The sequence below is a fragment of the Arthrobacter glacialis genome (assembly GCF_002909445.1).
GTDB lineage: Bacteria > Actinomycetota > Actinomycetes > Actinomycetales > Micrococcaceae > Specibacter > Specibacter glacialis.
On sequence record NZ_PPXC01000021.1, the window covers coordinates 15,954 to 41,161 of the forward strand.

Consider the following 25,208-nt stretch of genomic DNA (forward strand, 5'->3'; position numbering starts at 1 on the left):
TAGCCATGAATGGAGATAAATTGCGGCAGTCATCAACCGTTCAGGGGCGGTCGTTTGGGAAGAAAACAGTCCAGCAAGACAAGAGAACACCACGAAGGAACCGTGAGGAAATAGCCAGCGAAGTGTCCAGTAAGCCGGTCAGATTTCGAGACGCCAGGCCGTAGGACCTAGACGAAGAATGTCAGTGATTCCATGTCGTGCAGGGGAACCTTGGCCGGACGCGTTGGGGAGTCATTCAAGCTCGATTTTGCATCCTGTCCCATTGGTTCCCCACCATGCGTGAATTTTGTGTGAGGACTTGAGCACCCTTGGGGGACTCGGCAGATACGCCCAGGATCCGTCCCGCTCTGTGCCGCCGTCGCGGATATGCGGGTATTCGTTCTGCTGTATCGGTAATAATTCTCTATCGACGGGCCGATTTGTCGCTTCAGATGTGACAGGACCGTTGGGCTCACTGGGCATCGGTGTAGTTGCTCATTCGGGACCGCTTGGTGGTATCCATTGTTACGCGGCAAGGCCCAGTGCTTTCACCACTTCGGCAACGCGGGTTCGCTGGTTCGGGTTCAGGCCTTGGATTGGCAACGGCAGGCTGTTGTTCTGCACGAGGCTGAGGTGCTCTGCTATGGCAGCAATGACACGCAGACTTCCACCGAACTCTGTGAACAAACTCCACAGCGGTGCGAGCCGTTCTGATTCGGCGGTCGCTTCATCCGCGTGCCCTTCTTGTGCCAGGCGGGTCATTCGCAGGGCGAGGCGGGGCAGTGTGCCGCCGACGACTGAGTACCACGCCTCACATCCTGCATTGAGTCCGGGTGCGGCGAAGGCATCGCCTGACACGCCAATCGTGACATGACTGGGAACCATGGCTCGGATGGCTTGAAGGTGTTTTCTGGCTTGGGCGGGGCATGTCGGGACGCCGGGGATCCTGATCGAAGCGATACCAGGAAGATGGGCGATGCGCCCATACAGCTCGCGGGTGAAGGTGAAATGAGTGGTGTTGGGATTGTCGTAGACGATGATGGGAAGATCAGTGTTCCCTGATACCGCCTTGTAGAGCCCAAATACGTCATCTGCAGTGAGTGGCTGGTAGGTCATGGGGGCCAGCAACAGGGCTGCCGCACCAGCTCGTTGGGCTTCATTGACGTTTGTCAACACCTGAGAGGTACGTAGCGCACTGACGCCGATGAACACCGGTATGCCGCCGGCGTGCTCCACAGACAGGTGCGTTACCTTCGCCCGTTCAGCATTGGTGAGGTATGCGTAAGAGCCAGTTGATCCGAGTGCTGTGATCGAGTCGGTGCCCGATGCCGCGAGCCGTTCGATGATTCGAATGAACGATGGGAAATCCACTTCATCGTTTGCCAAGGGGGTGAGGGGAAAGGCGCTGAGTCCTGTAAACATGTTGGCTACTCCTTCAGTGCTGCATGCTCGAGGCTGAGTCATGGATTTCCGTGTCCAAGTGCTTGGCCTCAACGATGAACGTGGAACTGAACCTTGGATTGGTTGTCATGATGCTGGCCCCACCGCAGGCGGCACAGGATCATATTTGGGTGTGCGGGTGCCGCTGCGTTGTGCGGCGGCCCCGGCAAGGACAACGAGCACAATGCCCACTCCCTGAATTGCCGAGGGAACCTGATGGAGCACCAGCAGGCCCAGCAGCACGCCGATGGCAGGTTCAAGCGCCATCAACGTTCCGAAGGCTGTGTGCGTCATCCGGCGAAGTGCCTGCATTTCCAAGCCGAACGGCAGCACGGGGGCGAGCAAGGCCAACCCGACTGCGACCAGCAGCACGCGCCAGTCGAAATGAGCGATGACCTGGGGTGCCCCGACGAATGCTGCCATCACAGCGGCGATGGGGATGGTCATCGACAGGGCACTGATCCCGGAGAAGCGGTCTCCAACATGTTGAGTGAGCATGATGTAACTTCCCCACCCGACACCTGCCAAGAGGGCGAAGCCGATTCCGAGGAGATTGACTTCCCCGTGCCAGGGCTCCGTCAGAAGCACGACGCCGACGAGGGCTAGCGCCGGCCAGGTGAGCATCCGTGCGCTTCCGCTGCGAATGGCGGCAACGGTGAGTGGCCCCAGGAACTCAATCGCGACGGCGGTACCGAGTGGGATGTGCTCAATCGCTGAAAGAAAAGCGACGGACATCAGCCCGCTTGCGGCTCCTAACCCGAGGAGCGAGGGTACATCTTGCCGGCGTATGCGCTTGAGGGGTGGCCTGGCGATCAGCAAGAAGATCACCCCGCCCATGGCCAGCCGCAGCCAGGCGGTCCCCGCCGCCCCAACTTGCTCAATGAGGCCTACCGAGAGCGCGGAGCTGAGTTGAATCAGGAACATGGCCGCCACGGCCATTGACCACGGCGGTAGTGGCGTTTTCGTTTGACCGGTCATTGTGCGGACATCAATCGCTGGGACACGGTCACGCCGGGACTCGCGAGGGTAAGGGCGGTGGTGAGGTCCGCAGCCGCGGCGTGTAGAGCCTCATTGGTCATTGGGTCTAGGGCGTCGAAGATGAAGAGGGCTGTTTCGGTTTGGTCAGAGAGTCCTGTTCGGGGTCCTTGTCGCCAGTTCCATCGACGGCACGTCACGCCGAGGTCATCGCGCCAGATAACTTCTCCCGGGCTCGGGTGCTCGGTTACTGGTGCGTGGTTGGCGAACGCTTCGAAGTGCTCGTCGCCAGTGGCTCGTACGAGACGGGCCGGGCCCTGGTATAAGTCGGGGTCTTCCCCGCCAATCGGTACCTGGTGCAGAAGGGAGATCGCGTTGTAAATGTCGGTGAGCGCATTCACCCGGGGAAGTTTCTCACCGGCTCGTCGGGTGAGTGCTTCCAGACTGTTGCGTGTGCGCTGCGGCTTCGCGCCAAACGCGCGGTACGCTTCACGCCAGGCAGCGACGTGCGGCAATTCCTCCACCGCGCATTCACCCAGGAGTGTGCGTGCGTGGGCCTCGGCGAGGTCGAGAAGTTCCTCGCTGGCAGGATTGCTGGGGGCGGCCTGTAATCCATCAACGACCAGCAGCAGTGCTCGATAGTCGGGACGCAGCGCAAACACTGCCGGCTCGACGCTTGCAGCGTCCAAGAAGTGTTCATGCGAATCTGCTCTAGACATCGAGGTTTTCCGTTCTGTGCGCCGTGCCGACACCAGGTTCAAAGACCGTGAGGGTGAAACGAGCCGGATGGGCAGCCGCGTTGATGTACGCATGGGATTCATCGCCGGGGAATGACATGGCGTCTCCCTGAGTGAGTACGAAGGTTTGGGAGCCAACCTTGATGGTGACTTCACCGGCGAGGATTTGAAGTAGCTCTTGCGTACCTTCGGTATGCGGATCACTTGAATGCTGTTCTCCCGGCATCAGCGTCCAATCCCACAACTCAACAACATCAGGGGATGAGGTTCCCGCCACTAGCAGGCCACGTCCACCCAGATCACCCGTCCACAATGCGGCGCCCTCTCCATTGCGCGTGAGTTTAACCTGCTTCGGTGTCGGGGGCTCAACGAGCGCCGGAAGGCCCAAGCCGAGAGCGTCACTCAACCTCAAGAGCGTCCCCACGCTCGGATTGGCGGTACCCTGCTCGACATTCACCACCATTCGCCGACTCACCCCTGCATGGCCTGCAAGTTGATCAAGGGTCCACTTTCGTGACTGTCGCTCCTGCTTCACCCGGGCACCAATGGTGCGCGCCAGCAATTCTGTCGATGACTCCATGAGTGCAGCATACTGCACTATGAGTGCAGTGCGCTACGTTTGCGACCTTAAGTTGGGATGGCACCCAGGCGGTTCTGATTCAGGGGCGATACCAGCGGGGAGTACGGCTGACGGTGGAGATCCCTTGAGGCGACTTCGGAGGCCGGTTCTGGCCCTGATCGACGGTGGTCTCGTTGTGCTCATGGATCTAGGAAACAGCGGGGCGGAATGTTGCTCCGCCGTTGGTGGAGACTTGGACGGCTGTGGTCGTGGCTGCCCAGATCGTTAGCTCTCCCGTCTCACTTTCAGCGGCGGTGAGGGCCTCAACCTGTCCAGTGATCGTGCCGGACGTGGTCCAGGTCAGTGCTGTGTCGTCGGAGACGAAGACGCTGCCGTCCGGGGCGATGCCGACGGCGTCAGTGGGGGCCTTGTTCGTAGATCTGACCAGGGCTGCATATTGGATGATGGGACTTTTCGGCACAGCTTGCCATGTTGTGCCACTATCGGTGGAGCGCTGCACCCTATTCTCCGTCGTCGCCAACACGACCGTTGAGGCCGGGCTGCCGGTCAGCGCAGCCCGGGTAAAAGTCGCTGAGGACGTCGACCAGCTGGTTCCGTCTGTGCTGGTGCGCAAATGACCGTCTAAGGCCACTATTGTGTGGCCGCTGACGGTGAGTGCGTGGAAGTCGGACTCGCCGGCCCTGGAGTCCGACTCCCAGGTCTTTCCTGCGTCGTCGGACCGTATGAGCCCAACTGGGTTCGGTAGCGAGGACCCGGGCCCGGGATGGCCGGAGGCGTAGAGCACGTCAGGTTCGGCGGTGGCAGCGAACCCCATCAGGTCGATGTTGGAATCGCCGACTTTGACGGCGGGGTCCCCGGTGGCATCGTATAAGCCGTCGTGGGTGGCAAGCAGGATTCTCGTGGATGCCGGGTCAACACTGATGCCATGCACATGGCTCAGTGCTTCGGCATTCGGGGTCGGTTCAGCAGCCGGGGACCGGGCGCTGGTGCATCCCGCCAGGAGCAGTGGGATTGCCAACAATGACACCACGGCGGATCGGCGGGCACAAAAAAGGGATGTACGGGGTTGCAAAGGGGACTCCAAAGAAACTGGGGAAGAGAGGATGGAGGATGGTGGATCTAAAGAATTTCAGATCCACCACCGAAAAATGTACTGAGCGGGGTCCTATAGGGTGGCGAGCAGGTCTTCCATGACATTGATCTCGGCTTCCTGGGAGGAAACGATGCTCTTTGCCAAGGCCACCGCATCAGCATTTTTCCCGTCCGTGACCTCGTTTTTGGCCATCTCCACGGCCCCTTCATGATGGGCGATCATCTGGGTCAGGAACAGCTGGCTGGCCTCCGCGCCCTCAGCGGCCTTGAGCTTGTTCATGTCGGCCGAGGTCATCATGCCGTTCATGGAGTGGCTGCCGGCCATGGCGGTCGGTTCGGACCACCCGGTCAGCCAGGTGGTCATCTTCGTGATTTCCGGATCCTGGGCAGCCTTGATTTCTTCGGCCAGCGCCTTGATCTTGGCGTCGAGGTCTTTCTTGGCGAGCATGATGTCGCTCATTTCCACGGCTTGGACGTGGTGGGGGATCATCATTTGGGCGAACATCGTGTCCGCGGCATTGTGTTCGGTGCCGGAGACCGACGGTTGCGTTGATGTCGTCGAGGTGCCGTGGTTCATGCCGGGCATGGATCCTCCGTCTGTCCCTGTGGAACAACCGGCTAGTGCAATCATGGCGGCAACAACGGTTGCGGAAATAATCAGTGGTTTTTTCATGACAATACAGTCCTTCACTTACAGCTCTTCGATTTTTTGGCAGTCGCACCCCGTTTGAGGGCGCGTCAATGAGGACCCGTGAAAGATATACGGGCCGATCATCGGTTTACGTTCTGCTGATCGAGAGTTTCTCGAGCGATGGAGGATCGGGAATGCGATCCGACGATTTGGGCCCAGGAACGACGGCGAACCCTGTTCCGGGAGCATGGGTGCTGAGCGTTCCTGGGAGAGGAACATGGAGCACAGGGGAGCTGATAATCGGGGTGCAGTCTCCGTGCATTGCCATGGCGGCGGCGCAGCCAGCGGGGGAGCAGTCGCATTCGGGCACGGCATTGACTTGTCCCAGTGCGGAGGCACTGGTCGAGTGGCCGGATTCTGCAGCGAGGTGGACAGGAGTGCTTGATTGCTCGGTCAGGGTGTGTGTCATCATGGCGGCAGTCATGCTTGATGGTGCAGCGGAGACGGCCGGCGGACCATTGACCACATGCATTCCCATGATGCCGCCGATGATGGCTAGCACGACGGCGAGCAACCCGGCCCAGCGCACGATGGGCCCCGCAGTTGGCCAGTCATAAGGCATGCGCACGGTGGGGTCCTTTCAGTTGTTCCGCTGGAAGCTATCTAGTGGTTGTGAATTGTACGGGCCCAAGCTGGGTGAGAGCTTCAAGCGTTCCTAGTGGATGTCTGCCGGGCTGAGCTTGAGGCGGCGGAGCAGTTGGGCGTTGAGCGCCACCCCTGCCGATTCCATGGCGCCATCGGTGCCGGCGCCGGTGGCGATGCCAACCTCGGCCCGTGTCGGCTGGAACCTGGCTGACCTAGGCGCCTTCGAACTCAACGAATCCTTTGCCAGCCAATCGCTGGCAGTGATGCGCCAGCTGGGCCTGGATAACGGCATTGTCAATAACGACGGCGGCGCCATCGCCCTAGGAGACCCGCTGGAAAAGCAGTCCCCGATGGCAGTGGAATGGTAGTAAAGAGGTACCGTGCACGCCCGAATTTGGGGCACACCGGCTCGCGTTGAAGGCACCAATAGACGAAGCTTGCGACTGCGGCTGTCGTCCAATTAGCAGTTTAGTTTCATTGCTTGAGCTCGTACGCCATGAGTGAACGTCATGGCCGGACCCACAGCCCAATTCGCCACTTTGTCCATGGTCCATCGATCACCTCCATCATCGCGAGGTTTTGCGATGATCAGTTCAATCCGTCTGCCGAGGAGGCAGGTTTACGTTGCCTCGGCGGGATCACCCCTGCAGCAAGACCCGGATTTGTATTTTGAGTTCTTGTAGGAGCTCATTGACGGTCTTGGCGGCGTTAATGCTGATGGCCATGCTCAGGAACATAACCGCGGAGATGATGTGCGCGAGCGTGCCCGCATTTGCGGATTGAATTTGCTTGTCTCGCCCCAACACCTCGGCGATGGCTTCTTCGGTCTGGGCCGAGAGCCGCAGGGCGTCGTGGTGGTGCGGTTCCTCATGGTCACCAAAAACCATTTCTCGCAGGTAGGTTCGACTGTTTTCGACCTGGGTGCGGTTACATTCCACCACCGGACGGATGATCGCCATGACCGCCTCAAGGGTGTCCGATATTGATTTGGCGGCAGCCTGGCCCTTGTTGAGTGCTGCCGCGTAGCTGGCGTTTTGGACGAGCAGTAGCAGCTCGCCTTTTGATTTGGCATAAAGGAAGAGGGTTCCGGCGCCAATGTCTGCCTTGTCGGCGATTTGCTGCGTGGTGACCTCATCAACGCCATGATCGGCAAAGAGCTCGCGGGCGGCAGCCACTATCCGGTCGAGTTTGGCCTGTTTGTTTCGCTCGCGCCGGCCGATTGGTTGGGAGGCGACAGCCATATGGTTCCTTCCGGAAATAGAGAATGATTATGCTCAGTTATGAGTGTAGTCGGTACCGCGTGTGCTCGGATATGTGTTCAATCATTCTCCCACGAGGGAACTGATAACCCATCTGGGTGGCCCGGAGTACCGACGTCCATGATCGACTCGAACATAAGGACTATTCCCATGGCTTTGTCTTCCCTCTGGCAACCGTTCACACTAGGCCGTCTGGAGCTTCCGCACAGATTGGCGCTGGCACCCATGACCCGCAACCGTGCCCATCCCGATGGCACCCCGGGTGGCCTTGCCGCCATGTACTACGGACAGATCAGTGGATTCGGTTCCGCAACCCAGGCTCCGCTGGTCGCCGTGTACACCAGCGCCTTCAAGCCCAGCTCCGCCCACTAAGGCATCCAAGCCCAGTCACTGGCCTACAGCCTGGACGGCGGCTACACCTGGACCAAACACACCAACAACCCGGTGCTGAGCCGCGGATCCGCCGAATTCCGGGACCCGAAGGTGTTCCACTACGATGGTGCCGCCGGAAGCTATTGGGTCATGGTTGCCGTGGAAGCCACGGACTTCCAAGTCGTTCTCTACAAGTCCGAGAACCTCAAGGACTGGGAACTGCTCAGCAGCTTCGGGCCGGCCAACGCGACCGGCGGCGTCTGGGAATGCCCCGACCTCTTTCCCCTTCCCGTAGACGGCGACCCGGAGAACATCAAATGGGTTCTGGTCGTGAACTTGAACCCGGGAGGACCCAACGGCGGCTCTGCCGGGCAGTATTTCGTCGGCGACTTCGATGGGACAACGTTCACTACTTTCACCACTGTCACAGAAGGCACGCAGGATCCTGCCCGGCTAGCTGAATACCAGTGGCTGGACTGGGGCCGGGACTACTATGCCGCCGTATCTTTCAGCGATGCACCCGACAACCGCCGACTCATGATCGCCTGGATGAACAACTGGCAGTACGCCAATGAGATCCCCACAGCCCCGTGGCGAAGCCCCATGTCACTGGCCCGTGAAATCTCCCTGCACGCCATCGACGGCACGCTGCGCTTGGCACAACACCTTGCGCTGGACCTCGCCGCAGTGTCCGGTCGGGGTCCTGTGTTCGAGCTTGAAGAGGCCAGCATTACCAGCGAGACACTCGTCCTCGACGGCGCTGACGGCAGCGTTCAGCACATCGAGCTGACTTTCACGCCGGGAACAGCGGAGGAATTCGGGCTCCTTGTCCGCAGTGACGGAACGCAGGGGACCCGCATCGGCATCCGCCCCGCTGACGGACGCATCTTTGTTGACCGCCGAGATTCAGGGTTGGCCGACTTTCACGAATCGTTTGCGTCAATCGACTCGGCTCCGCTTCAGCCCATCGACGGTTCCTACCAACTGAGCGTCTATGTGGATCACTGCTCCGTGGAAATTTTCGCTCAGGGCGGGCTCGTCACCTTGACGGAGTTGATTTTCCCCTTGGCCACCAGCACTGATGTGGCCCTCTACGCTACTGAGGGCACGGCAACTGTGTGTGGACTCAACCTCACGCGCTGGGCCTGATAGCGGAACCCCAAAGAGAGAACACATGAACCTCCCCAAGCATGCTTTCCCGTCCCGTGACGTCCCGTGACGTCCTGGACGTGGTGGTCGTTGGCGGAGCCCTCATCGACGTCGTTATTTCGCCTGACCGAACGAGTGAACACCCCGGCGGATCACCCGCCAACGTGGCCTACGGGCTAGGCCGCCTAGGCGTCGCCGCTGGCCTGATGACCGCCCTGGGCAACGACGACCGCGGTGCCGCCATTGAGACGCACCTGCGCAGCGTCGGCGTGACGCTGCTGCCAGGCTCCTACTCCCAAGACAGAACTTCCTCGGCCACGGCAACACTGGCTGAGGACGGATCAGCCAGTTACGACTTCGACGTGATCTGGGACTTGGGAACGGTTGCCCCGGCATCCACTCCCAAGGTGCTCCACACCGGCTCGATAGCCACATTCCTTTCACCAGGTGCCGGCGCTGTCAAAACACTCCTGCAGAAGTACCGTCACGCCTGCACCATCACCTACGACCCCAATATTCGGCCCACACTGCTAGGAAGCCACGCCGAGGCCCTGTCGATTTTTGAGGAGCTCATCGACCTCACGGACGTCGTTAAGTTGAGCGATGAGGATGCCAAATGGCTCTATCCCCGCAAGAACCTGGAGGACATAAGCAAACACCTTCTGGGCTTGGGTGCGGGGCTGGCAGTCATTACGCAAGGATCACAAGGATCACTGCTCGCCACACCCGGGACCCGACTGGCCATCCCTTCAGTGAAATCCACCGTCGCGGACACTATTGGCGCCGGCGACTCCTATATGGCAGCCCTGATCATGGGACTGCTGACCCGTGGGACCGACGGCCTGTCACCGGCCGTGCTGGACCAGCTGGGCCGGACTGCCACCATGGCCGCAGCCATTACGGTGCGGCGTCCGGGAGCAAATCCTCCCACCAAAGAGGAACTGCGCTCCCAGCTGGAAGCATCGGCAGCCAAGTAGCCAGCCCACCTGATCCCGGGGTGTTCTGCAGCGGAGGACGCCCCCGGGCGGCCACGAGCGCTCCGGGAATCCTGCAAGCATGAGGCGGTAGGTTTTTTCGCTGTCTACTCGCGAGGAGTGGTCAGTGTTGGGAAACGTTTTCTTCCAACTCCGTTTCCCGTACGGAGACGTCCATGGCCCGTGCATGGATTGGCAACGGTTTGGGAATGCACAACGCAAGGACTCCGGCAGTCACTGTTGCGCCGAGTGCTATGGCAAACCCCAGCTGGAACCCGGCCGCGGTGGGTGCTGAATTGCCCGCGCTGGATCCTGCGAGAATGGCGCCCATGACGGCTGCGGCGCTCCCCGTGCCCAAAGCCCTCATCAGGGAATTCAAACCATTCGCCGCCCCAGTCTCCGTTGAATGCACGGCTCCCATAATCAGCATGGGCATGGACGCGTAGCCGATGCCGATGCCAGCCCCAACAAGGGCGTTGGCGAGAAGGATCTGCCAGATTTCGGTGGCTGCCAGCAGAGCCAACACATAGGCGAAGGAGATGACGACGGCGCTGGTCACCAAAGTGGCCCGGCCGCCAACATTGCGGTTCAGTCGCGCGGCCATCGGTGCCATCGCAATCTGAACCAGACCCGCAGGGGCAAGAATGAACCCGATTGACATCAGGGACATGCCCAGCCCGATTTCGGTGCTGGTGGGCAATTGCAGAATTTGAGGAAACAGCACGGCTGATGAAAAGAAGGCGAATCCTAGGGCGACCGATGCCAGATTGGTCATGAGAACGGTGGGGCGTGCTGCCACCCGCAGGTCAACCACCGGATTCTTCAGGCGCATTTCAAAGGCGCCCCAGGTCAGGAGCACCACGACACCGCCACCCCCGAAGGCCAGGGTGGCTGGCGATGCCCAGCCCCACGCGTTGCCTTGCGCGATCGCCACGAGAATTCCGGTCAAGCCAGCCGACAAGCCAATGGCGCCGATGTAATCAAAGCCGCCCGTGGCAAACACCGTGTCCCTCGGGACAATCCAAGCCACCAGTGCCAGCAGGGCCAGCCCGAGTACCGCAGCGGTCCAGAACAGGGCGTGCCAGTCCATGGTTTCGGCGATAAAGGAGCTGATGGGCAGGCCCAGTGCGGCCCCAAACCCGAACGAACCGCTAATCAGTGCCACCGCACCGCCAATGCGCTTCGGCGGCAATTGGTCGCGGAGGACGGCAATGCCCAGCGGAATGACGCCGGTCATCAGTCCCTGCAGCCCCCTGCCCACCAGCAGCACAGTCAAATTGGTGGAGGCTGCTGCCAGAATGTTGCCGATGATCAAGGCGATCAGAAGCAACATGATGACCTTGCGCTTGCCAAAGAGGTCGCCCAGTCGCCCGGAAATAGGCGTTGCCACAGCCGAGGTCAGAAGTGTGATGGTCACGACCCAGGCTGTTGCTTCCCGAGGCGACTTCAACAGCTCCGGCAGTTGAGCCTGGATTGGCACCACCAAGGTGAACATGAATGACGCGGACGCGCCAGCTACTGCCAAGACGGCAATGAGCGGCCATGCCCGCTGAACTATAGCGTGGTTGAGAGTTTGGCGCATTGCTTCTTTCGTGGGAGCAGGTGGGACCGCTAACCGTCCAGTGGTGATGATGGCTGAACAATGATGTTCTATAGTTGGCAATCGGTTGCTGCCCCAATCTATTCCCGCCCAGGCCTGTTGTCCACGGGCTGGAATTGTTCAGTGGCCAGGGAGTGGCGCGCCAGCCACATTAAAGCCTGTGCATCAGAGATGTTATTCCAAATTCTCGGCCGTGTTAGCCTCCAGTTCACCCGGACGGTGGTTGGATAGAGCTATATGAGGGGAATGGGGCAGTCGCCGCATCCAACCGACCATTAAGGCAGTCATGGACTTCATCGAGGCCGAACATCCCAGGCCGCGCCACTTCCTGCTTCACTTGAGCGACACCCACCTGCTGGGCGGCCCGGATCCCCTGTACGGGGCCGTGGACAGTGAGGAGCGGTTGCGCCAAATCTTCGCCGAAATCACGGCGTCGGGTGCCCGGCCGGAAGCGGTCATTTTTACCGGCGACCTCACCGACAAGGGGGAGCCCGAGGCCTACGCAAAGCTGCGCCGGATCGTGGAGCCCGCCTGCAAGGCCATGGGGGCTGAGGTGATTTGGGCCATGGGGAACCACGACCATCGCGAAAACTTCCGTGCCGGCTTGCTGGGGGAGCCTGCAGACAGCGCTCCCATAGACCGCAGCTATTTCCTGAACGGGCTGCGGGTCATCACCTTGGACACGTCGGTGCCGGGGTTCCACCACGGCGAGCTGGGTGCGGACCAGTTGGAGTGGTTGGCCGGGGAACTTGCCACTCCCGCTCCGGATGGCACGATCCTGGCACTCCACCACCCGCCGGTCCCCAGCGTGTTGGACCTGGCCGTGCTGGTCGAGCTGCGCCGGCAGTCCGAGCTGGCGGCCGTGTTGCGCGGATCCGATGTACGTACCATTTTGGCCGGCCACCTGCACTACTCGACCACCGCCATGTTTGCCGGGATCCCAGTGTCCGTCGCGTCGGCCACGTGCTACACCCAGGACCTGAACGTGCCGGTCGGCGGCACTCGCGGCCGAGACGGCGGACAGGCGTTCAACCTGGTCCACGTGTATGAGCACACCATTGTCCACTCAACCGTGCCGCTCGGCGCCGGCTCGACCGTTGGAGAGCACGTCAGCGCCGAGGAAACACGCCTGCGCCTCAGTGCGGCCGGCGTGCGCATCCCCGACCATGCGCCGCGCACCACGGGTATCCCAATCCAAGTACGACGGCGAGGGCTGGCGCAGCGCTAAACCCCAAGAGCTGTGTCGGTCGGCAGGGGCGGGCTACTTTTCCCAGGGCGCCGTGATCGGGAAGTACTTCTGCAGGAAATCGGTGACCAATTCGGCGCGTTCGGCGGCAGGGACCTCCGGGAAGCTGCCGTCGTTGAGGCAGAAGAAGTCCATGTTGCGTTTGGCGAGCAATTTGGGCAGGTAGTTCAAACCGGACCGCGCGGTCGTGTCGATGTACCGCACCTTGGCACCGGTTTGAACCGCGGCACGGCCCGTGAGCAACCCGTAGTAGTGGTACAGCGAATTGGTGACGGAAATGTTCTCCGCCGCACGGAAGGTACTGGCCGCCGTCGCACTGAATTCCGCGGGGAATTCTCGTTCCATCTGCGCCATGACGCTCCTGCGCAGGGGCGCGGCAGCGTGTTCCAGGTGACGGGTGGTGATCCTCCCGAAACGTTCCCACAACAACTTCCGGTTCACCCGGGCGGCGTTTTCGAAGCCGCTGCGTTCGGCGTCGTTCTCGCCGAGGCCGATCCTCGTCTCCGCTTCGATGAACTTCGTGATGCCGCCGGGCGTGAAGAACATGTCCGGGCTGACGGGACGGCCGAAGAACATGTCGTCATTGGAGTAGAGGAAGTGCTCCGACAGGCCCTCGATATGGTGCAGCTGGCACTCCACAGCCTGTGAATTGTGCGTGGGCAGTACCGACGGGTCGGCGAAGAATTCTTCACTGCGAACGACCGTCACAGAGGGGTGGTCGGCCAGCCAAGACGGGGTGGGGGAGTCGGTGGCGATGAAGATGCGACGGATCCATGGCGCAAAAGTGTAGACAGAACGCAGGGCGTACTTGAGCTCGTCGATCTGCCGGAACCGGGCCTCATGGTCGTCGCCTTCGCCCACCACCACACCCTTCATCCGGGCGCGCCGGGCGGCAATGTATTCAGGTGAGCTGCCATCAACCCAGGAGAAGACCAGGTCGATGTCGAAGTCGATGTCGGAGGCATGGTCGGCGAACATGTTCTCAATGGTCGGCCAAACGTGCCCGTACCTTTCCACCGTGCCGCGCACAGCGTCCTGAGCCAGCAAAGTACGCCGGGTCAGCGAGTTTTCCACCGGCAGAATCAATTGCTCACCCTCAAAGCTCCACAGCTCTATCTGCACCCCCAGCGATGCGCCGTAGCCCAGGCCGCCGTCGGGCTCCCAACGCGGACGGTACAGCCGCAGAATCCGGGATTTACGGTTCTTGGCCAGTGTTCCGTCAGCCACCAGCAACGCCGACTTCTTGCGCGCGTCCACGGTCATTGCATAGAACGGTTCGTTGGCGCAGGCGCCCACGAGTGCTTTGCGCAGCTCGGCCCGGTCCTTCCAATCAACGGAAATTACGGGACGCTCGTCGTTGCCGCGCACCAGCAGGTAGTCCAGTTGTGCGGCCTCCAAGGCGGAGCGGATGAACAGCAGATCATCCACCATGGCCTCGTTGGGCGTGCGGTCGCGGTTGATCAGGACGTACCTGCCGCGGTGACGGACGACGTCGGGCCTGTCCTTGAAGCGGGCGACAGCGGACCGCGGGGTTTCCTCCACGAGGTCAATGTCATCGTCAGTTGCCGGATTGCCGTAGAAGACATCATGTGCGGCGGTCACATCTGTAATGGGGCGCTCCAATTGCTGTGTTGAAAAAGTGGGGTCTCCTTGAATAATAGACCTTGCGAGCCAGGGGGCGGACCAAAAAGACAGGCGCAGCCGAACCGTGCCGGCCGCTACGGTCGCGGTGGATGAACCGTCCCGGAAATGATGCCGTTGTTTTGCCAGCAGATGTTTCGCACATTCTGTGTCGTGCGCCCATGGAATGTGGTGAGTCGTCACCGGATCAATTCCGGGGTCGTCCACCGCGCCTTACGAGCGCAGCCACTCGCGGCTGGCGGTGACCAGTGCCGCGACCCCGCGGTCAAGCGTCGGTTGGATCTCTGGAGCGAAATGGGACGAATGATTTGAGGGAATGTCGCGGTCGATGGTCCCCGCGTTCGCAGCTGTCAGGTACGCTTCCGTGTTTGCGCCACCGAGTATCCAATAGACCAAAGGAACGCCCACAGCTGTCGCGAGCAGACCCACGTCTTCGCTGCCGGAGACCGGGCCCGGGTCGATAACCGCCTCTTCGCCGAACACCGACCGGAACGCGTCCATCGTGCGCTCGGTGGCAACCCGGTCGTTAACGGTCACCGGAAATGATTCGGCGAATTCAACTATCGGCTCAGGCGCTCCCGACGCCGCGGACTCGGCGCGAGCGATCCGCTTGATCGCGGCGATCATGCGCAGCCGCACTTCCTCGCTGTAGGCGCGCATGCTCAGCCCGAGCTCGGCGCTCTCCGGGATGATGTTGTTCTTCGTGCCAGCGTTAATCCGCCCGACGGTCACAACGGAGGTCTCCTGTGGTGCGATCTCCCGGGAGACGATCGACTGCAGCCGGCCCACGACGGCCGCCGCGATCACGATCGGATCAATGGTGGTCTCGGGCCGCGAACCGTGGCCGCCCCGCCCACGCACGGTGATGTCGATGCTGTCGGCCGAGGCAAAGGCCGCGCCGGGGTGGGCGCCGAGCGTCCCGGCAGGTGCGGGACCGACATGCTGGCCAAGCACCACATCCGGCACCGGCACTTTCTCATACAAGCCGTCGTCGAGCATCGCCTGAGCGCCGCCGCCAACCTCCTCAGCGGGCTGGAACACGGCAACGACTGTGCCGCTCCATTCCGCTCGCGTGGCGGCCAGCTCGCGGGCTGCGCCGATCAGACACGCGACATGCACGTCGTGCCCGCACGCGTGCATGACACCGGTGACGGTACTGGCATAAGCAAGGCCGGTGTCCTCCAGGACGGGCAACGCATCCATGTCAGCTCGCAAGAGGACTGTCGGTCCATCACCATTGCGAAGCACCCCAGCAACCCCGGTGATCCCAATGCCCTCGATGACCTCGAACCCCGCGGCACGTAGTTCCGCGGCAGCGATCGCGGCCGTACGCATCTCCTCGAAGGAGAGTTCCGGATGGGCGTGCAGGTCACGATACAGTTCCTCGATTGTCATGGACTCATCCTGCCGCGTCCGCCTCTCCAAACACAACACAGTATCGAAACGCAGACTTCTCGCATGCGGTTAGCTGCTACGCGGCACCGGCGACGGCGCGATACTGCCCAAGGATCTCGGGCCGATAGTCTGCCGGGGGAGCTGCAATGGTCTCCAATGCCCAGTCCGGCCTGGTGCCAGTCAGCAGCCAGGCCGCCTGAGCAGCCGCGCCGCGGGCCACATATTCTCCTGGCGTGGGCACCACCACGAGTGCGTCAAACACCTGCCCGGCCACTATCTGGACGGCAGTATTTTGTACGGCCCCACCGATCAACAGCACCCGCTCGACTGCCGTGCCTGAGGCCTTGATGGCGTCCAGCCCGCCGGCCAGCCCGCACAGCATGCCCTCGATGGATGCCCGCGCAATGTTTTCGCGGGTGGTCGAGGTGATGCTCAGACCATGGAAACTGGCTGTCGCGTCGGGCAGGTTCGGGGTCCGTTCGCCCTCAAAATAGGGCACAAGTACGACGCCGGCACTGCCGGGTTGCGCTGCAAGGGCCAGTGTCGCAAACTCCTCGAAGTCAATGCCGAGCAATCCCGCCGTCGTGCTGAGAATGCGGGCGGCATTCAACGTCACCGCGATGGGGAGGTAGGCGCCGGAGGCGTCGGCGAATCCGGCAATGGTCCCGGTAGCATCCGCGGAAGGATGGGCGCTGACGGCAAAGACAGTGCCGCTGGTGCCTACCGAGATCACCACATCGCCTGACGCGGCCCCAAGTCCGAGGGCGCCGGCGGCGTTGTCTCCGGCCCCCGCACCGACCTTGACGGTCACCGCCGCAGCTCCCACAAAGAGGTCGGAGTGCACGGTGCCAGTGATGTCCGACGGCGCTGCCACCTTGGGCAGGACAATGTGCGTCCCAGCGTGCTCAGCGGAGCCGGCCACGCGGGCGGTCCGACCAAAAGCGGCCCGGAACAAGTCCAGATCGTAGGATCCTGTGTGGGGTGACCAATAGCCGGTGCCGCTGGCGTCGGAACGGTCTGTTGTTAGTTGTTCCAGATCCGACCCCAAGGGGCTTTGGTCCGCCGGTCCGTAGCCGCGCAGCCGCCACGAGAGCCAGTCATGGGGTAGCGCAACAGCAGCAACGCGTGCGGCGATTGCGGGTTCGTGATCCCGCACCCACCGCACCTTGGTAATGGTGAGGGAGGCGACGGGTACCGAACCGCAGCGCTGAGCCAGTTCGGCTGCCCCGATTTCGGTGATCAGGTCAGCTGCGGCCCCGGCGGAGCGGGTGTCGTTCCACAGTAGGGCGTCGCGCAGGACCCTGCCTTCGGTATCCAAGAGCACCATGCCGTGCTGTTGGCCCGCCACCGAGACGGCGGCAACATCGGCCAAGCCGCCGGCGTCGTGGATGGCGTCCTGCAAGGCAGACCACCAGTGGGCGGGAGCTATTTCACTGCCATCAGGATGCGCTGCCTTGCCCACACGGACTATGTGCCCGGTGCCGGCGTCGACTATCAGGACCTTGCAGCTTTGGGTCGAAGAGTCGACGCCGGCAACGAGTGTCATCGATCTCTACCGTGCGCCGAGCAGGTGCTCGATGAAGAGCTGCTGGAGCTTGACGAAGCCGAAGCCCTTGCCGCCAAAGTAGGCGTCGGTGTCGAAGTCCTCGTAGGAGGCCTTGTCGGCGCGGAGGGCTTCCCAGCCTTCGCCCGGGTTAAGAGTGGGTTCGTTAATCTCCTCCACGCGGGAGGCCAGGAGGGCGGCCTGTACTTCGGGATCGGCACGGAAGGCGGTGGCGCGTTCTTTGAGCAGGAGGTAGGTCTGCATGTTGGCGGCGGCCGAATCCCACACACCATCCATGTCCTCGGTGCGTGAGGGCTTGTAGTCAAAGTGGCGGGGGCCGGTGTAGGACGGGCCGCCATTGGGGCCGCCGTTTTCCAGCAGGTCCACCAAGGAGAAAGCATTTTGCAGATCGCCATGGCCAAAGACCAGGTCCTGGTCAAACTTGATGGAGCGCTGGCCGTTGAGGTCAATGTGGAACAGCTTGCCCTGGTAGAGGGCCTGGGCGATGCCGTGGGTGAAGTTCAGACCCGCCATCTGCTCGTGGCCAGTCTCCGGGTTGATGCCCACCATTTCGGGGCGTTCGAGCGTTTCGATGAACGCCATGGCGTGGCCCAGGGTGGGCAGCAAGATGTCGCCGCGGGGTTCGTTGGGCTTGGGCTCAATGGCGAAGCGGATGTTGTAGCCCTTGTCGGTGACGTAATCGCCGAGCAGGTTTACGGCTTCGCGGTAGCGTTCCAGCGCGCCGCGGATGTCCTTGGCCGAATCGTATTCGCTGCCTTCACGCCCGCCCCACATCACAAAAGTTTCGGCGCCAAGCTCGGCGGCCAAATCAATGTTCTCAATGACCTTGCGCAAGGCAAAGCGACGCACACCGCGGTCGTTGGAGGTGAAGCCCCCGTCCTTAAAGACGGGGTGGCTGAACAGGTTGGTGGTGACCATCGGCACGATCAAACCGGTGGAATCCAGCGCACCCTTGAGCCGGTCGATCTCATGCTGGCGCTCAGCGGCCGTGGCATCGAAAGGGAACAAATCATTGTCGTGGAACGTCAAACCATAGGCGCCGAGGTCGCTGAGGCGGTTAATTGCCTCAACAGTGGCCAGCTTGGGGCGAGTAGCTGAACCGAACTGGTCCTGGGCTTCCCATCCCACTGTCCAGAGGCCGAAGGAAAATTTGTCGTCGCGTGTTGGCTGCAGTGCCATGTGGTTACTCCGATGGTGTGGTGGGGATCACTCAGTAATAAGTTCTGTACTCAAACATATTAGATTTTCCGACGATGTCAACCCCCACTACAGTGGAAATTGCAGTGGCCCTCCTGCGGCAGTTCTGTTGCTCAATGCTCTGGAATCAAGCCACATAAGCTGTTATGTTGTGATTCACATCAAATTAGCGTGGTTGGACACCCGAAGGAGCGACTCATGGCAGTGCAAGCGGACACGATCGAATGGAACTGGGCTGGCAACTACAGCTACGGGGCCACCACGATTCACCAGCCGACAACGCTCGAGGAGCTCCGCACCTTGGTGGCCGGGGCCGCCAAGGTGCGTGCACTTGGCTCCCGACACTCCTTTAATTCCCTCGCTGATACCGACGGGGTGCTGGTCAACCTGTCAGCGCTGGCGCCTGACATTCGCGTTGATGCAGCACAAAGCACGGTCACGGTGAGTGCCGGAACCACGTATGGAATCCTTGCTGCTGAGCTCAAGCGCCAAGGCTATGCACTGCACAACCTGGCCTCCCTGCCCCACATTTCCATTGCCGGTGCAATAGCCACGGCAACCCACGGGTCAGGGGACGGCAATGGAAACCTTGCCACCGCCGTCGTTGCTCTGCAGTTTATGGACGCTGCCGGTGAGTTGCACAACGTCACCCGCCAGCGGACCCCTGACTTTGCTGCCTACGTGGTGGGTCTGGGCTTGCTGGGGATTGTTACGGAGGTGACCTTGCAGATCGAGGCCGACTTCAAGGTGGCCCAGCATGTGTACACGGAGCTGCCTTGGGATGCTGTCTTGGCCCATTTTGACGAGGTGACCTCACGCGCCTATTCCGTGAGTCTGTTCACCGACTGGCGTGGGGATACTGTGGGGCAGGTCTGGTTCAAGCAGCGCTTGGAGGACGGCCGCACCGGTGACTACCCGGCGTCGTTCCTGGGAGGTACGGCCGCAACCTTCGAAATGCATCCGTTGCCGGGAGTCTCCGCCGTGAACTGCACCCCGCAACTGGGGATAGCCGGGCAGGGCTCGGACCGGCTCTCACACTTCCGCATGGACTTTTTGCCCAGCAGCGGCAATGAGATCCAAAGCGAATATTTGTTGCCCCGCGAACACGCCGTTGCCGCCATCAACGCCATGCGCGAGCTGTCCGCCACCATCTCGCCGTTGTTGCTGGTCGCCGAGATTCGCACCATCGCTGCCGATGATCTGTGGCTGAGCCCCAACTATGGCCGCGACGGCATTGGCTTGCACTTCACCTGGAGGTTGCACCCAGAAGGCGTCCAAGCGGTGTTGCCGCTCATCGAGGAGGCGTTGGCACCCTTTGCCGCGCGCCCGCACTGGGGGAAGGTCTTTGCCGCTGACGCCGTCACCGTAGTTCCGCTCTACCCCAAGTTGGCCGACTTCTTGGCGCTCGCAGTTTCTCTTGACCCGGGTGGCAAATTCCGCAACGACTTCTTGGACCGGACCATCTTTGGCGGCTCAGCAGGCACCCATGAGAGAAAATAGGGTCATGTCTTCTACGGAATCTTCCCACGTGTTCGAACCGGGGGCCGAGCTTGCCCGCTCCAGTAGTCCGGCCAGGATCCTGACCTTGGTCCACCGCCATGGCTCCCTGAGTCGTGCCCAATTGACGAAGCTGACGGGGTTGAACAGATCAACTGTGGGCGTGCTGATAGCGGCACTGGTAGCCCACGGCCTGGTCTTCGAAGCGGCGCCAGCGGGTGAGGCCCAGGTGGGCCGGCCCAGTCCGGAGGTCCACCCGAATCCTGCCGTGGCGGCCCTGGCTGTCAACCCTGAAGTGGACGCGGTCACCATCGGTTTGGTGGGGTTGGGTGGACGGGTATTGAGAAAGGTTCGCTACCCCACCCAGCGGATTCCCACTGCGGCCGAGGCTGTCAACATTGCCGCGGCCGTGATTGCCGGGATGCGCGGAGAACTCGATGCGCAGTACCGCGTGGTGGGGATCGGTGTGGCAGTGCCCGGCCTGGTCACAGTGGCCGACGGCGTCGTGCGGCACGCCCCGCACCTGGACTGGAACAACGAACCGGTGGCACAGATGATGGCCGAGGCCACCGGATATCGCGTCAGGGTGGCCAACGATGCCTCCCTAGCGGCTGAGGCCGAGATGACTTTCGGGGCGGCCACCGGGATTGCGAATCTCATCTACCTCAACGGTGGCGCCAGCGGGATCGGCGGCGGCATTGTTGCCGACGGCAGGTTGCTAACGGGGGTGTGTGGATATGCGGGGGAGATCGGCCACACGCTGGTGCGCAGCGACGGCACGAGCTGCCATTGTGGTGCTTTTGGCTGTTTGGAGACCGAGGTGCGCCAGGCGCCACTGTTGGCCGCTCTTAAGCTCGACGCCGGTGATCCCGCAGCGCTGGCACGCGCCCTGAGTGCCACGAATGATCCGGCGGTGACATCTGAGGTGCACCGCCAGGTGGCCTACCTTGCCACCGCTTTGCGGAATGTGGTGAACGTCTTTAACCCGGAAGCTGTGGTGCTGGACGGGTTCCTAGCCGCCCTGTACGCGGCCGCGCCGGAACAGCTATTGGCGGCAGTGACCGCGCAGTCCATGCGGGAGCCGGGCGCTCAGGTGACCATCCATCCGGCAGCGTTGGGTGCAGACCTCATGATGGTGGGCGCGGCGGAACTTGCCTTTGCGCAACTCCTGACCGACCCCGCCGGATTCATGGAGGCGCACTGAGCCGGCCAGCTCCACCAGAGGGACACGGAAAGAGCAAAGCCAACCCGTTGTGCGTCAGCATCGCACAACGGGTTGGTCCTCTTTTATTGCCAGAAAAACTACGCGCGGGCGGGGCTTGACAGGGCCTCGCGGGTGAGCGTCGTCTGCGTTAGCGGCACGGCGTCCGGGCGGGGGCAGGTGCGCTCGATTTTGACCAGCTGGCCTGTGTGGGCAGAGCGCAGGACCGATTCCATCACCTCCAGCGCGTGGAAGGCTAGGGCGCCTCCTGCCCTCGGCTCACGGCCTGGGGCAGTGGTGGCGAGATCGTGCAGGCCAATGCCACGGGAAGCATCCACGTAACCACCGGAAACAGGCAGCGTCTCCCACTCAGAATCGCCGAGGCGGCGCAGCTTGACCTCGCCGTCAAAGATATTCGGGTCGGGAACTATCAAGGAACCCGTTTCACCATGGACTTCAATGTTGGCGGCCTGCGTGGCCACAGCATCGAAACTCATGACCAGTGTGGAGAGCGCACCTGATTCGTGGATCAGCACGCCACTGACGTGGGTATCTGTTGACACCGGAATCTGCTCCCCGGCCCGGGGCCCGGTGGCGATGGTGCGGGAGTCCCGAGTGTGACTGGCTGCACCAATAACGGATTGAACCGGACCCAGCAGCGTCACCAGCGACGAGACGTAATACGGTCCCATGTCCAGCAGCGGGCCACCGCCGGGCACATAGTAAAAGTCCGGATTGGGGTGCCAGCGCTCATGCCCGGGGCACATCATGGTGGCCGTTGCAGAGATGGGGCGGCCAATCAGGCCGTCGTCAATGGCTCGGCGTGCCGTCTGTGTGCCGGTCCCCAAAACGGTGTCCGGGGCGCAACCGAGCGTGACGCCGGCGGCAGCCGCGGCAGCCAGCACCTCGGCGGCCTCAGCCGAGGTGGCCGCCAGAGGTTTCTCACCGTAAACATGCTTACCGGCGGCGATGGCCGCCAGGGCGACCTGCGCATGCGCGGCAGGAATGGTGAGGTTCAAGACCAGCTCCACCTCGCCGTCGTCCAGCAACTCCTGCACGGACAGTGCCCGGACGCCGGGAAGCTCCGCAGCCACAGCCTCGGCACGGGCCAGATCCAGATCAGCCACGGCAACAAGCTTAAGGGTTTCCAGCGAGGGGAGGGTGGCCAAATATTGGGCGACGATGTTTCCGCAGCCCACAATGCCAATGTTCAGTACGTTTAGCGGCTGGCCCACAGCATGCCTCTTTCAATGATGGTTTTAACGTTGGGATTTTCCAGAATGTCCACATGGTGGCCGGGAGTGGCGACGAAGATTTTGCCGTTGCCCCACCGGCGGGTCCAGATGGCGGGGGAGGTGACCTCACGGTGCCAGGGGTCCCACTCCCGTACTTTTTGTGTGGTGGTGGCGAGGACGTCGATGTAGCTGTCCGCCAGCACCCAGTATTGTTCAGTGACCAGCTCGAAGTCGCCGATTCCTTCGGTGATGGGGTGGCCGGCGGCCTCCGGGGTCATCGTGACAGTGTAGGGAACATAATTATCGGACTGTTCGCCGACGCGTTCATCGGCGTGCTTGCCCGGATGGCAGGCGAACTGGCCCCCGATGAGGTGCAGGTAGTCTGAGTTGTTGCGGTACGAATCGGCGATGCCGCCGTGCCATCCGGCCAAGCCAGTGCCGGCCTCGACGGCGTCGCGCAGGCCCTCAAATTCCTCCGGTTCGATGGTGGTCATGGTGTTGCATTGGACGATGAGATCCACGCCGGCCATGTAATCGGCGTCGGCATAGATGGCGGGGCTTTCCTCGACACGGACTTCGAAGCCGTTGGCGCGCAGGTAGGGGATGAATAGCTCGGTGGCCTCAACGGGCTGGTGGCCGTCCCAGCCGCCGCGTACCACAAGTGCGTTTTTTGATGGTGTCATGGGGTGTCCTCTTGGTTAATAGTGGTCCAGTGGCTGTTATTGGTGGCGCTTTCGTCTACGGCGGCCAGCACGCGCTGGACACCCAGGGCTTCAGTGAATGAGGGCGTGGGTTGGGTTTTGTTGCCCAGCGCGGTCACCAGATCCACCACTTGGTGTGTGAAGCCGTGCTCATAGCCAAGACCGTGACCTGTGGGCCACCAATTGCCCACATAAGGATGTTCGGGTTCGGTGACCATGATGCGGTGGAAGCCGCGAACACCTGCCTCATCCCGTCCGTCATAGAACTGCAGGAAGTTCATGTCCTCGAAGTCGAAGGCCAGCGAACCTGCAGAGCCGTTGACCTCCAGCCGCATCGCGTTTTTCCTGCCCAAGGCGGCGCGGGTCGCTTCAAACACGCCGATGGGGCCGCCGTCGAACCTGGCGCTGAAGATGACAGCGTCATCGACTGTGACGGGGCCCATTTCGGTGTTTTCGTCGACAGTTCCGGTGCCCCCGAGACCAACGAAGTCCCCGCCTGTGGGGCGTTGGGTGGTGAAGGTTTCCATGAGGGCCGAGACGCCGGTGATGTGTTGTCCGGTGACGAATTGGGCGGCGTCGATGCTGTGCGCACCAATGTCGCCCAGTGCCCCCGAACCGGACTTGGACTTGTCCATCCGCCAGGTCAGCGGGGCGTTTTCATCCGAGAGCCAGTCCTGGAGGTACTGAGCCCGGACGTGGCGGATGGTGCCAAGTTTGCCGTCGTCGATCATGGATTTCATGAGTGCCAGGGCCGGGGTGCGCCGGTAGGAATAACCGCACATGGCAAATACCCCGTTGTTGGCAGCTTCGGCGGCGACGGCCGTCATCTCCTGGGCTTCGGCAACGCTGTTGGCGAGCGGCTTTTCACACAGGACGTGCTTGCCGGCCTTGAGTGCGGCGATGGCAATTTCGGCATGCGTATTTCCGGGGGTGCAGATGTCGATCAGGTCGATGTCGTCGCGTTCAATGAGCGCCCGCCAATCGGTTTCCGTGGAAGCCCACCCCATTTTTTCGGCGGCATGTTCGACGGCGGATTGGTTCCGTCCAGCGATCGCCGTCAATTCTGGGGTCAGTGGCAGGTCAAAGAAGCGGTGGGCGTTGCGCCAAGCGTGGGAGTGGGCGGCGCCCATGAAGGCATAGCCAGCCATCCCTACCCGGAGGGCAGGTTTTTGTTGCCTCGGCATGGAGTGAGAGTCCTTTCGGTGGTTATTTGCTAAAGCCGGCGGTGAGCCCGCTGAGCAGTTGCCGGCGGCCGATCACGTACAGCACCAAGATGGGCAGCGTAGTCAGCACCACCGAGGCGAGCACGGCCGGGATGTTGACGGAGTATTGGCCCTGGAAGGTCCACAACGCCAAGGGGAGTACCCGCAGCTCCGGGCTCTGGGTGAGTATCAACGGCAACAGGAAACCGTTCCAAACCCCCAGCCCGTTGTAAATAGCGACGGTGACGATGGCCGGTTTGGTCAATGGCAGCGCCAGCCGCCACATGGTCTGCCATTCGCTGCACCCGTCAAGGCGCATGGATTCGAACAGTTCATTGGGGACATCCCGGATGAAATTGGACAAGATCAGCACCGTTAGCGGGATGGCGAACGCGATGGAGGGCAGTACCAGGGCCAACAGCGAGTCATAGAGGTTGAGCTTGATGATCAACAGATACACCGGGATGATGGTGGCCTGCAGCGGAATGGCAAGGCCCATCAGGAATAGGCCATTGACAGTTTTTAGGAAACGTCCCCTGCCGCGTACGATCGCGAACGCCGCCATGAAGGAGAAGCCGACGGCCGGCACGGTGGCACCGAGTGTGACGATGACGCTGTTGAGAAAGTACCGCCCAAAGTCATTGGCGAGCACCATCTTGTAGTTGTCCAAGGTGGGTTCTGCGGGTAGGGCCAGCGGGTTTTGGCTGAAGTAGCCGGCCTGGCTCTTGAAGGACGTGACAACAATGTAGTAGATGGGGATGATGATGACGGCCAGCCAGATCCACCCGGCAGCTCCCGCCGGCAGGTTGAGCTTGCGAATTCGGGCACCCGCCACGGTGGCCGGCCGGCGTGACCGCTGAGCAGGGGATGTTGGTGAGGGCAAAGTTGTTGCCATG

The 25,208-nt window shown here is 61.8% G+C and carries 24 protein-coding genes; 7 read left to right on the plus strand and 17 right to left on the minus strand.

The window, feature by feature from the left end; all coding sequences use genetic code 11:
- Positions 1 to 504 precede the first annotated feature (504 nt).
- From CVS27_RS18740 to CVS27_RS18770, 7 genes are all read right to left on the minus strand, one after another.
- A complete protein-coding gene (locus tag CVS27_RS18740; RefSeq protein ID WP_103467373.1) occupies positions 505 to 1,401 on the minus strand; it encodes a dihydrodipicolinate synthase family protein in 897 nt (298 codons plus the stop codon).
- Positions 1,402 to 1,506: 105 nt separating this feature from the next.
- Positions 1,507 to 2,397: an EamA family transporter gene (locus CVS27_RS18745; RefSeq protein ID WP_103467374.1), complete on the minus strand. Its 891-nt coding sequence runs from the start codon at positions 2,395 to 2,397 to the stop codon at positions 1,507 to 1,509.
- Positions 2,394 to 3,113 (minus strand): B3/B4 domain-containing protein, encoded by a 720-nt coding sequence (locus CVS27_RS18750; protein ID WP_103467375.1) that lies wholly within the window; start codon positions 3,111 to 3,113, stop codon positions 2,394 to 2,396. The genes CVS27_RS18745 and CVS27_RS18750 overlap by 4 nt, the downstream gene beginning before the upstream one ends.
- A complete protein-coding gene (locus CVS27_RS18755; RefSeq protein WP_103467407.1) occupies positions 3,106 to 3,711 on the minus strand; it encodes a helix-turn-helix domain-containing protein in 606 nt (201 codons plus the stop codon). Before CVS27_RS18755 ends, CVS27_RS18750 begins: the two co-directional genes overlap by 8 nt.
- 187 nt (positions 3,712 to 3,898) lie before the next feature.
- A complete protein-coding gene (locus tag CVS27_RS18760; protein ID WP_306418516.1) occupies positions 3,899 to 4,738 on the minus strand; it encodes a F510_1955 family glycosylhydrolase in 840 nt (279 codons plus the stop codon).
- Positions 4,739 to 4,876: 138 nt separating this feature from the next.
- Positions 4,877 to 5,476 carry a DUF305 domain-containing protein gene (locus CVS27_RS18765; RefSeq protein ID WP_103467377.1) on the minus strand — a complete coding sequence of 200 codons (600 nt, stop codon included), beginning with the start codon at positions 5,474 to 5,476 and terminating at the stop codon, positions 4,877 to 4,879.
- 106 nt (positions 5,477 to 5,582) lie between these two features.
- Entirely contained in the window at positions 5,583 to 6,056 is a 474-nt protein-coding gene (locus tag CVS27_RS18770; RefSeq protein ID WP_243400277.1) for a DUF6153 family protein, read from the minus strand.
- Positions 6,057 to 6,246: 190 nt separating this feature from the next.
- Between CVS27_RS18770 and CVS27_RS18775 the strand changes: the two genes are divergently transcribed.
- Positions 6,247 to 6,447, plus strand: coding sequence for a hypothetical protein (locus tag CVS27_RS18775; protein WP_370739534.1), 201 nt, complete (start codon positions 6,247 to 6,249; stop codon positions 6,445 to 6,447).
- 270 nt (positions 6,448 to 6,717) lie between these two features.
- Here CVS27_RS18775 and CVS27_RS18780 read toward each other — a convergent pair whose 3' ends face one another.
- A complete protein-coding gene (locus tag CVS27_RS18780; RefSeq protein WP_103467380.1) occupies positions 6,718 to 7,320 on the minus strand; it encodes a TetR/AcrR family transcriptional regulator in 603 nt (200 codons plus the stop codon).
- 168 nt (positions 7,321 to 7,488) lie between these two features.
- Between CVS27_RS18780 and CVS27_RS21400 the strand changes: the two genes are divergently transcribed.
- The 3 genes from CVS27_RS21400 to CVS27_RS18790 are packed head-to-tail and all read left to right on the plus strand — an operon-like array spanning position 7,489 to position 9,836.
- Positions 7,489 to 7,710 (plus strand): oxidoreductase, encoded by a 222-nt coding sequence (locus CVS27_RS21400; protein ID WP_243400276.1) that lies wholly within the window; start codon positions 7,489 to 7,491, stop codon positions 7,708 to 7,710.
- Between the two features lie 18 nt (positions 7,711 to 7,728).
- Positions 7,729 to 8,859 carry a glycoside hydrolase family 32 protein gene (locus CVS27_RS18785; protein WP_279325129.1) on the plus strand — a complete coding sequence of 377 codons (1,131 nt, stop codon included), beginning with the start codon at positions 7,729 to 7,731 and terminating at the stop codon, positions 8,857 to 8,859.
- A gap of 41 nt (positions 8,860 to 8,900) precedes the next feature.
- Positions 8,901 to 9,836: a carbohydrate kinase family protein gene (locus CVS27_RS18790; RefSeq protein WP_103467381.1), complete on the plus strand. Its 936-nt coding sequence runs from the start codon at positions 8,901 to 8,903 to the stop codon at positions 9,834 to 9,836.
- Between the two features lie 121 nt (positions 9,837 to 9,957).
- Here CVS27_RS18790 and CVS27_RS18795 read toward each other — a convergent pair whose 3' ends face one another.
- Complete coding sequence (locus CVS27_RS18795) at positions 9,958 to 11,415, minus strand: MFS transporter (protein ID WP_103467382.1); 1,458 nt, start codon at positions 11,413 to 11,415, stop codon at positions 9,958 to 9,960.
- A gap of 304 nt (positions 11,416 to 11,719) precedes the next feature.
- Here CVS27_RS18795 and CVS27_RS18800 point away from each other — a divergent pair, with 304 nt between their 5' ends.
- Positions 11,720 to 12,661 (plus strand): phosphodiesterase, encoded by a 942-nt coding sequence (locus tag CVS27_RS18800; protein WP_103467383.1) that lies wholly within the window; start codon positions 11,720 to 11,722, stop codon positions 12,659 to 12,661.
- Positions 12,662 to 12,694: 33 nt separating this feature from the next.
- Here the strand turns inward: CVS27_RS18800 and CVS27_RS18805 are convergent, their stop codons facing one another.
- From CVS27_RS18805 to xylA, 4 genes are all read right to left on the minus strand, one after another.
- The gene (locus CVS27_RS18805) at positions 12,695 to 14,221 is read right to left on the minus strand and encodes a stealth family protein (protein WP_370739535.1); all 1,527 of its coding nucleotides are present in this window, start codon (positions 14,219 to 14,221) and stop codon (positions 12,695 to 12,697) included.
- A gap of 312 nt (positions 14,222 to 14,533) precedes the next feature.
- The gene (locus tag CVS27_RS18810) at positions 14,534 to 15,715 is read right to left on the minus strand and encodes an amidohydrolase (protein WP_103467384.1); all 1,182 of its coding nucleotides are present in this window, start codon (positions 15,713 to 15,715) and stop codon (positions 14,534 to 14,536) included.
- Positions 15,716 to 15,791: 76 nt separating this feature from the next.
- The gene (gene xylB, locus CVS27_RS18815; RefSeq protein ID WP_103467385.1) at positions 15,792 to 17,261 is read right to left on the minus strand and encodes a xylulokinase; all 1,470 of its coding nucleotides are present in this window, start codon (positions 17,259 to 17,261) and stop codon (positions 15,792 to 15,794) included.
- Between the two features lie 6 nt (positions 17,262 to 17,267).
- Positions 17,268 to 18,458 (minus strand): xylose isomerase, encoded by a 1,191-nt coding sequence (gene xylA, locus CVS27_RS18820; protein WP_103467386.1) that lies wholly within the window; start codon positions 18,456 to 18,458, stop codon positions 17,268 to 17,270.
- Between the two features lie 216 nt (positions 18,459 to 18,674).
- Here xylA and CVS27_RS18825 point away from each other — a divergent pair, with 216 nt between their 5' ends.
- Positions 18,675 to 19,976 carry an FAD-binding protein gene (locus tag CVS27_RS18825; RefSeq protein ID WP_103467387.1) on the plus strand — a complete coding sequence of 434 codons (1,302 nt, stop codon included), beginning with the start codon at positions 18,675 to 18,677 and terminating at the stop codon, positions 19,974 to 19,976.
- 4 nt (positions 19,977 to 19,980) lie between these two features.
- Positions 19,981 to 21,177 (plus strand): ROK family transcriptional regulator, encoded by a 1,197-nt coding sequence (locus tag CVS27_RS18830; RefSeq protein ID WP_103467388.1) that lies wholly within the window; start codon positions 19,981 to 19,983, stop codon positions 21,175 to 21,177.
- A 98-nt stretch (positions 21,178 to 21,275) separates the two neighbouring features.
- Here the strand turns inward: CVS27_RS18830 and CVS27_RS18835 are convergent, their stop codons facing one another.
- The 4 genes from CVS27_RS18835 to CVS27_RS18850 are packed head-to-tail and all read right to left on the minus strand — an operon-like array spanning position 21,276 to position 25,207.
- Complete coding sequence (locus tag CVS27_RS18835; RefSeq protein ID WP_103467389.1) at positions 21,276 to 22,409, minus strand: Gfo/Idh/MocA family protein; 1,134 nt, start codon at positions 22,407 to 22,409, stop codon at positions 21,276 to 21,278.
- A complete protein-coding gene (locus CVS27_RS18840) occupies positions 22,394 to 23,092 on the minus strand; it encodes a ThuA domain-containing protein (RefSeq protein ID WP_103467390.1) in 699 nt (232 codons plus the stop codon). The genes CVS27_RS18835 and CVS27_RS18840 overlap by 16 nt, the downstream gene beginning before the upstream one ends.
- Positions 23,089 to 24,294, minus strand: a complete 1,206-nt coding sequence (locus CVS27_RS18845) for a Gfo/Idh/MocA family protein (RefSeq protein WP_103467391.1) — start codon at positions 24,292 to 24,294, stop codon at positions 23,089 to 23,091. The genes CVS27_RS18840 and CVS27_RS18845 overlap by 4 nt, the downstream gene beginning before the upstream one ends.
- Positions 24,295 to 24,316: 22 nt before the next feature.
- Positions 24,317 to 25,207 carry a carbohydrate ABC transporter permease gene (locus tag CVS27_RS18850; protein WP_103467392.1) on the minus strand — a complete coding sequence of 297 codons (891 nt, stop codon included), beginning with the start codon at positions 25,205 to 25,207 and terminating at the stop codon, positions 24,317 to 24,319.
- Between the last annotated feature and the right edge of the window lies 1 nt (position 25,208).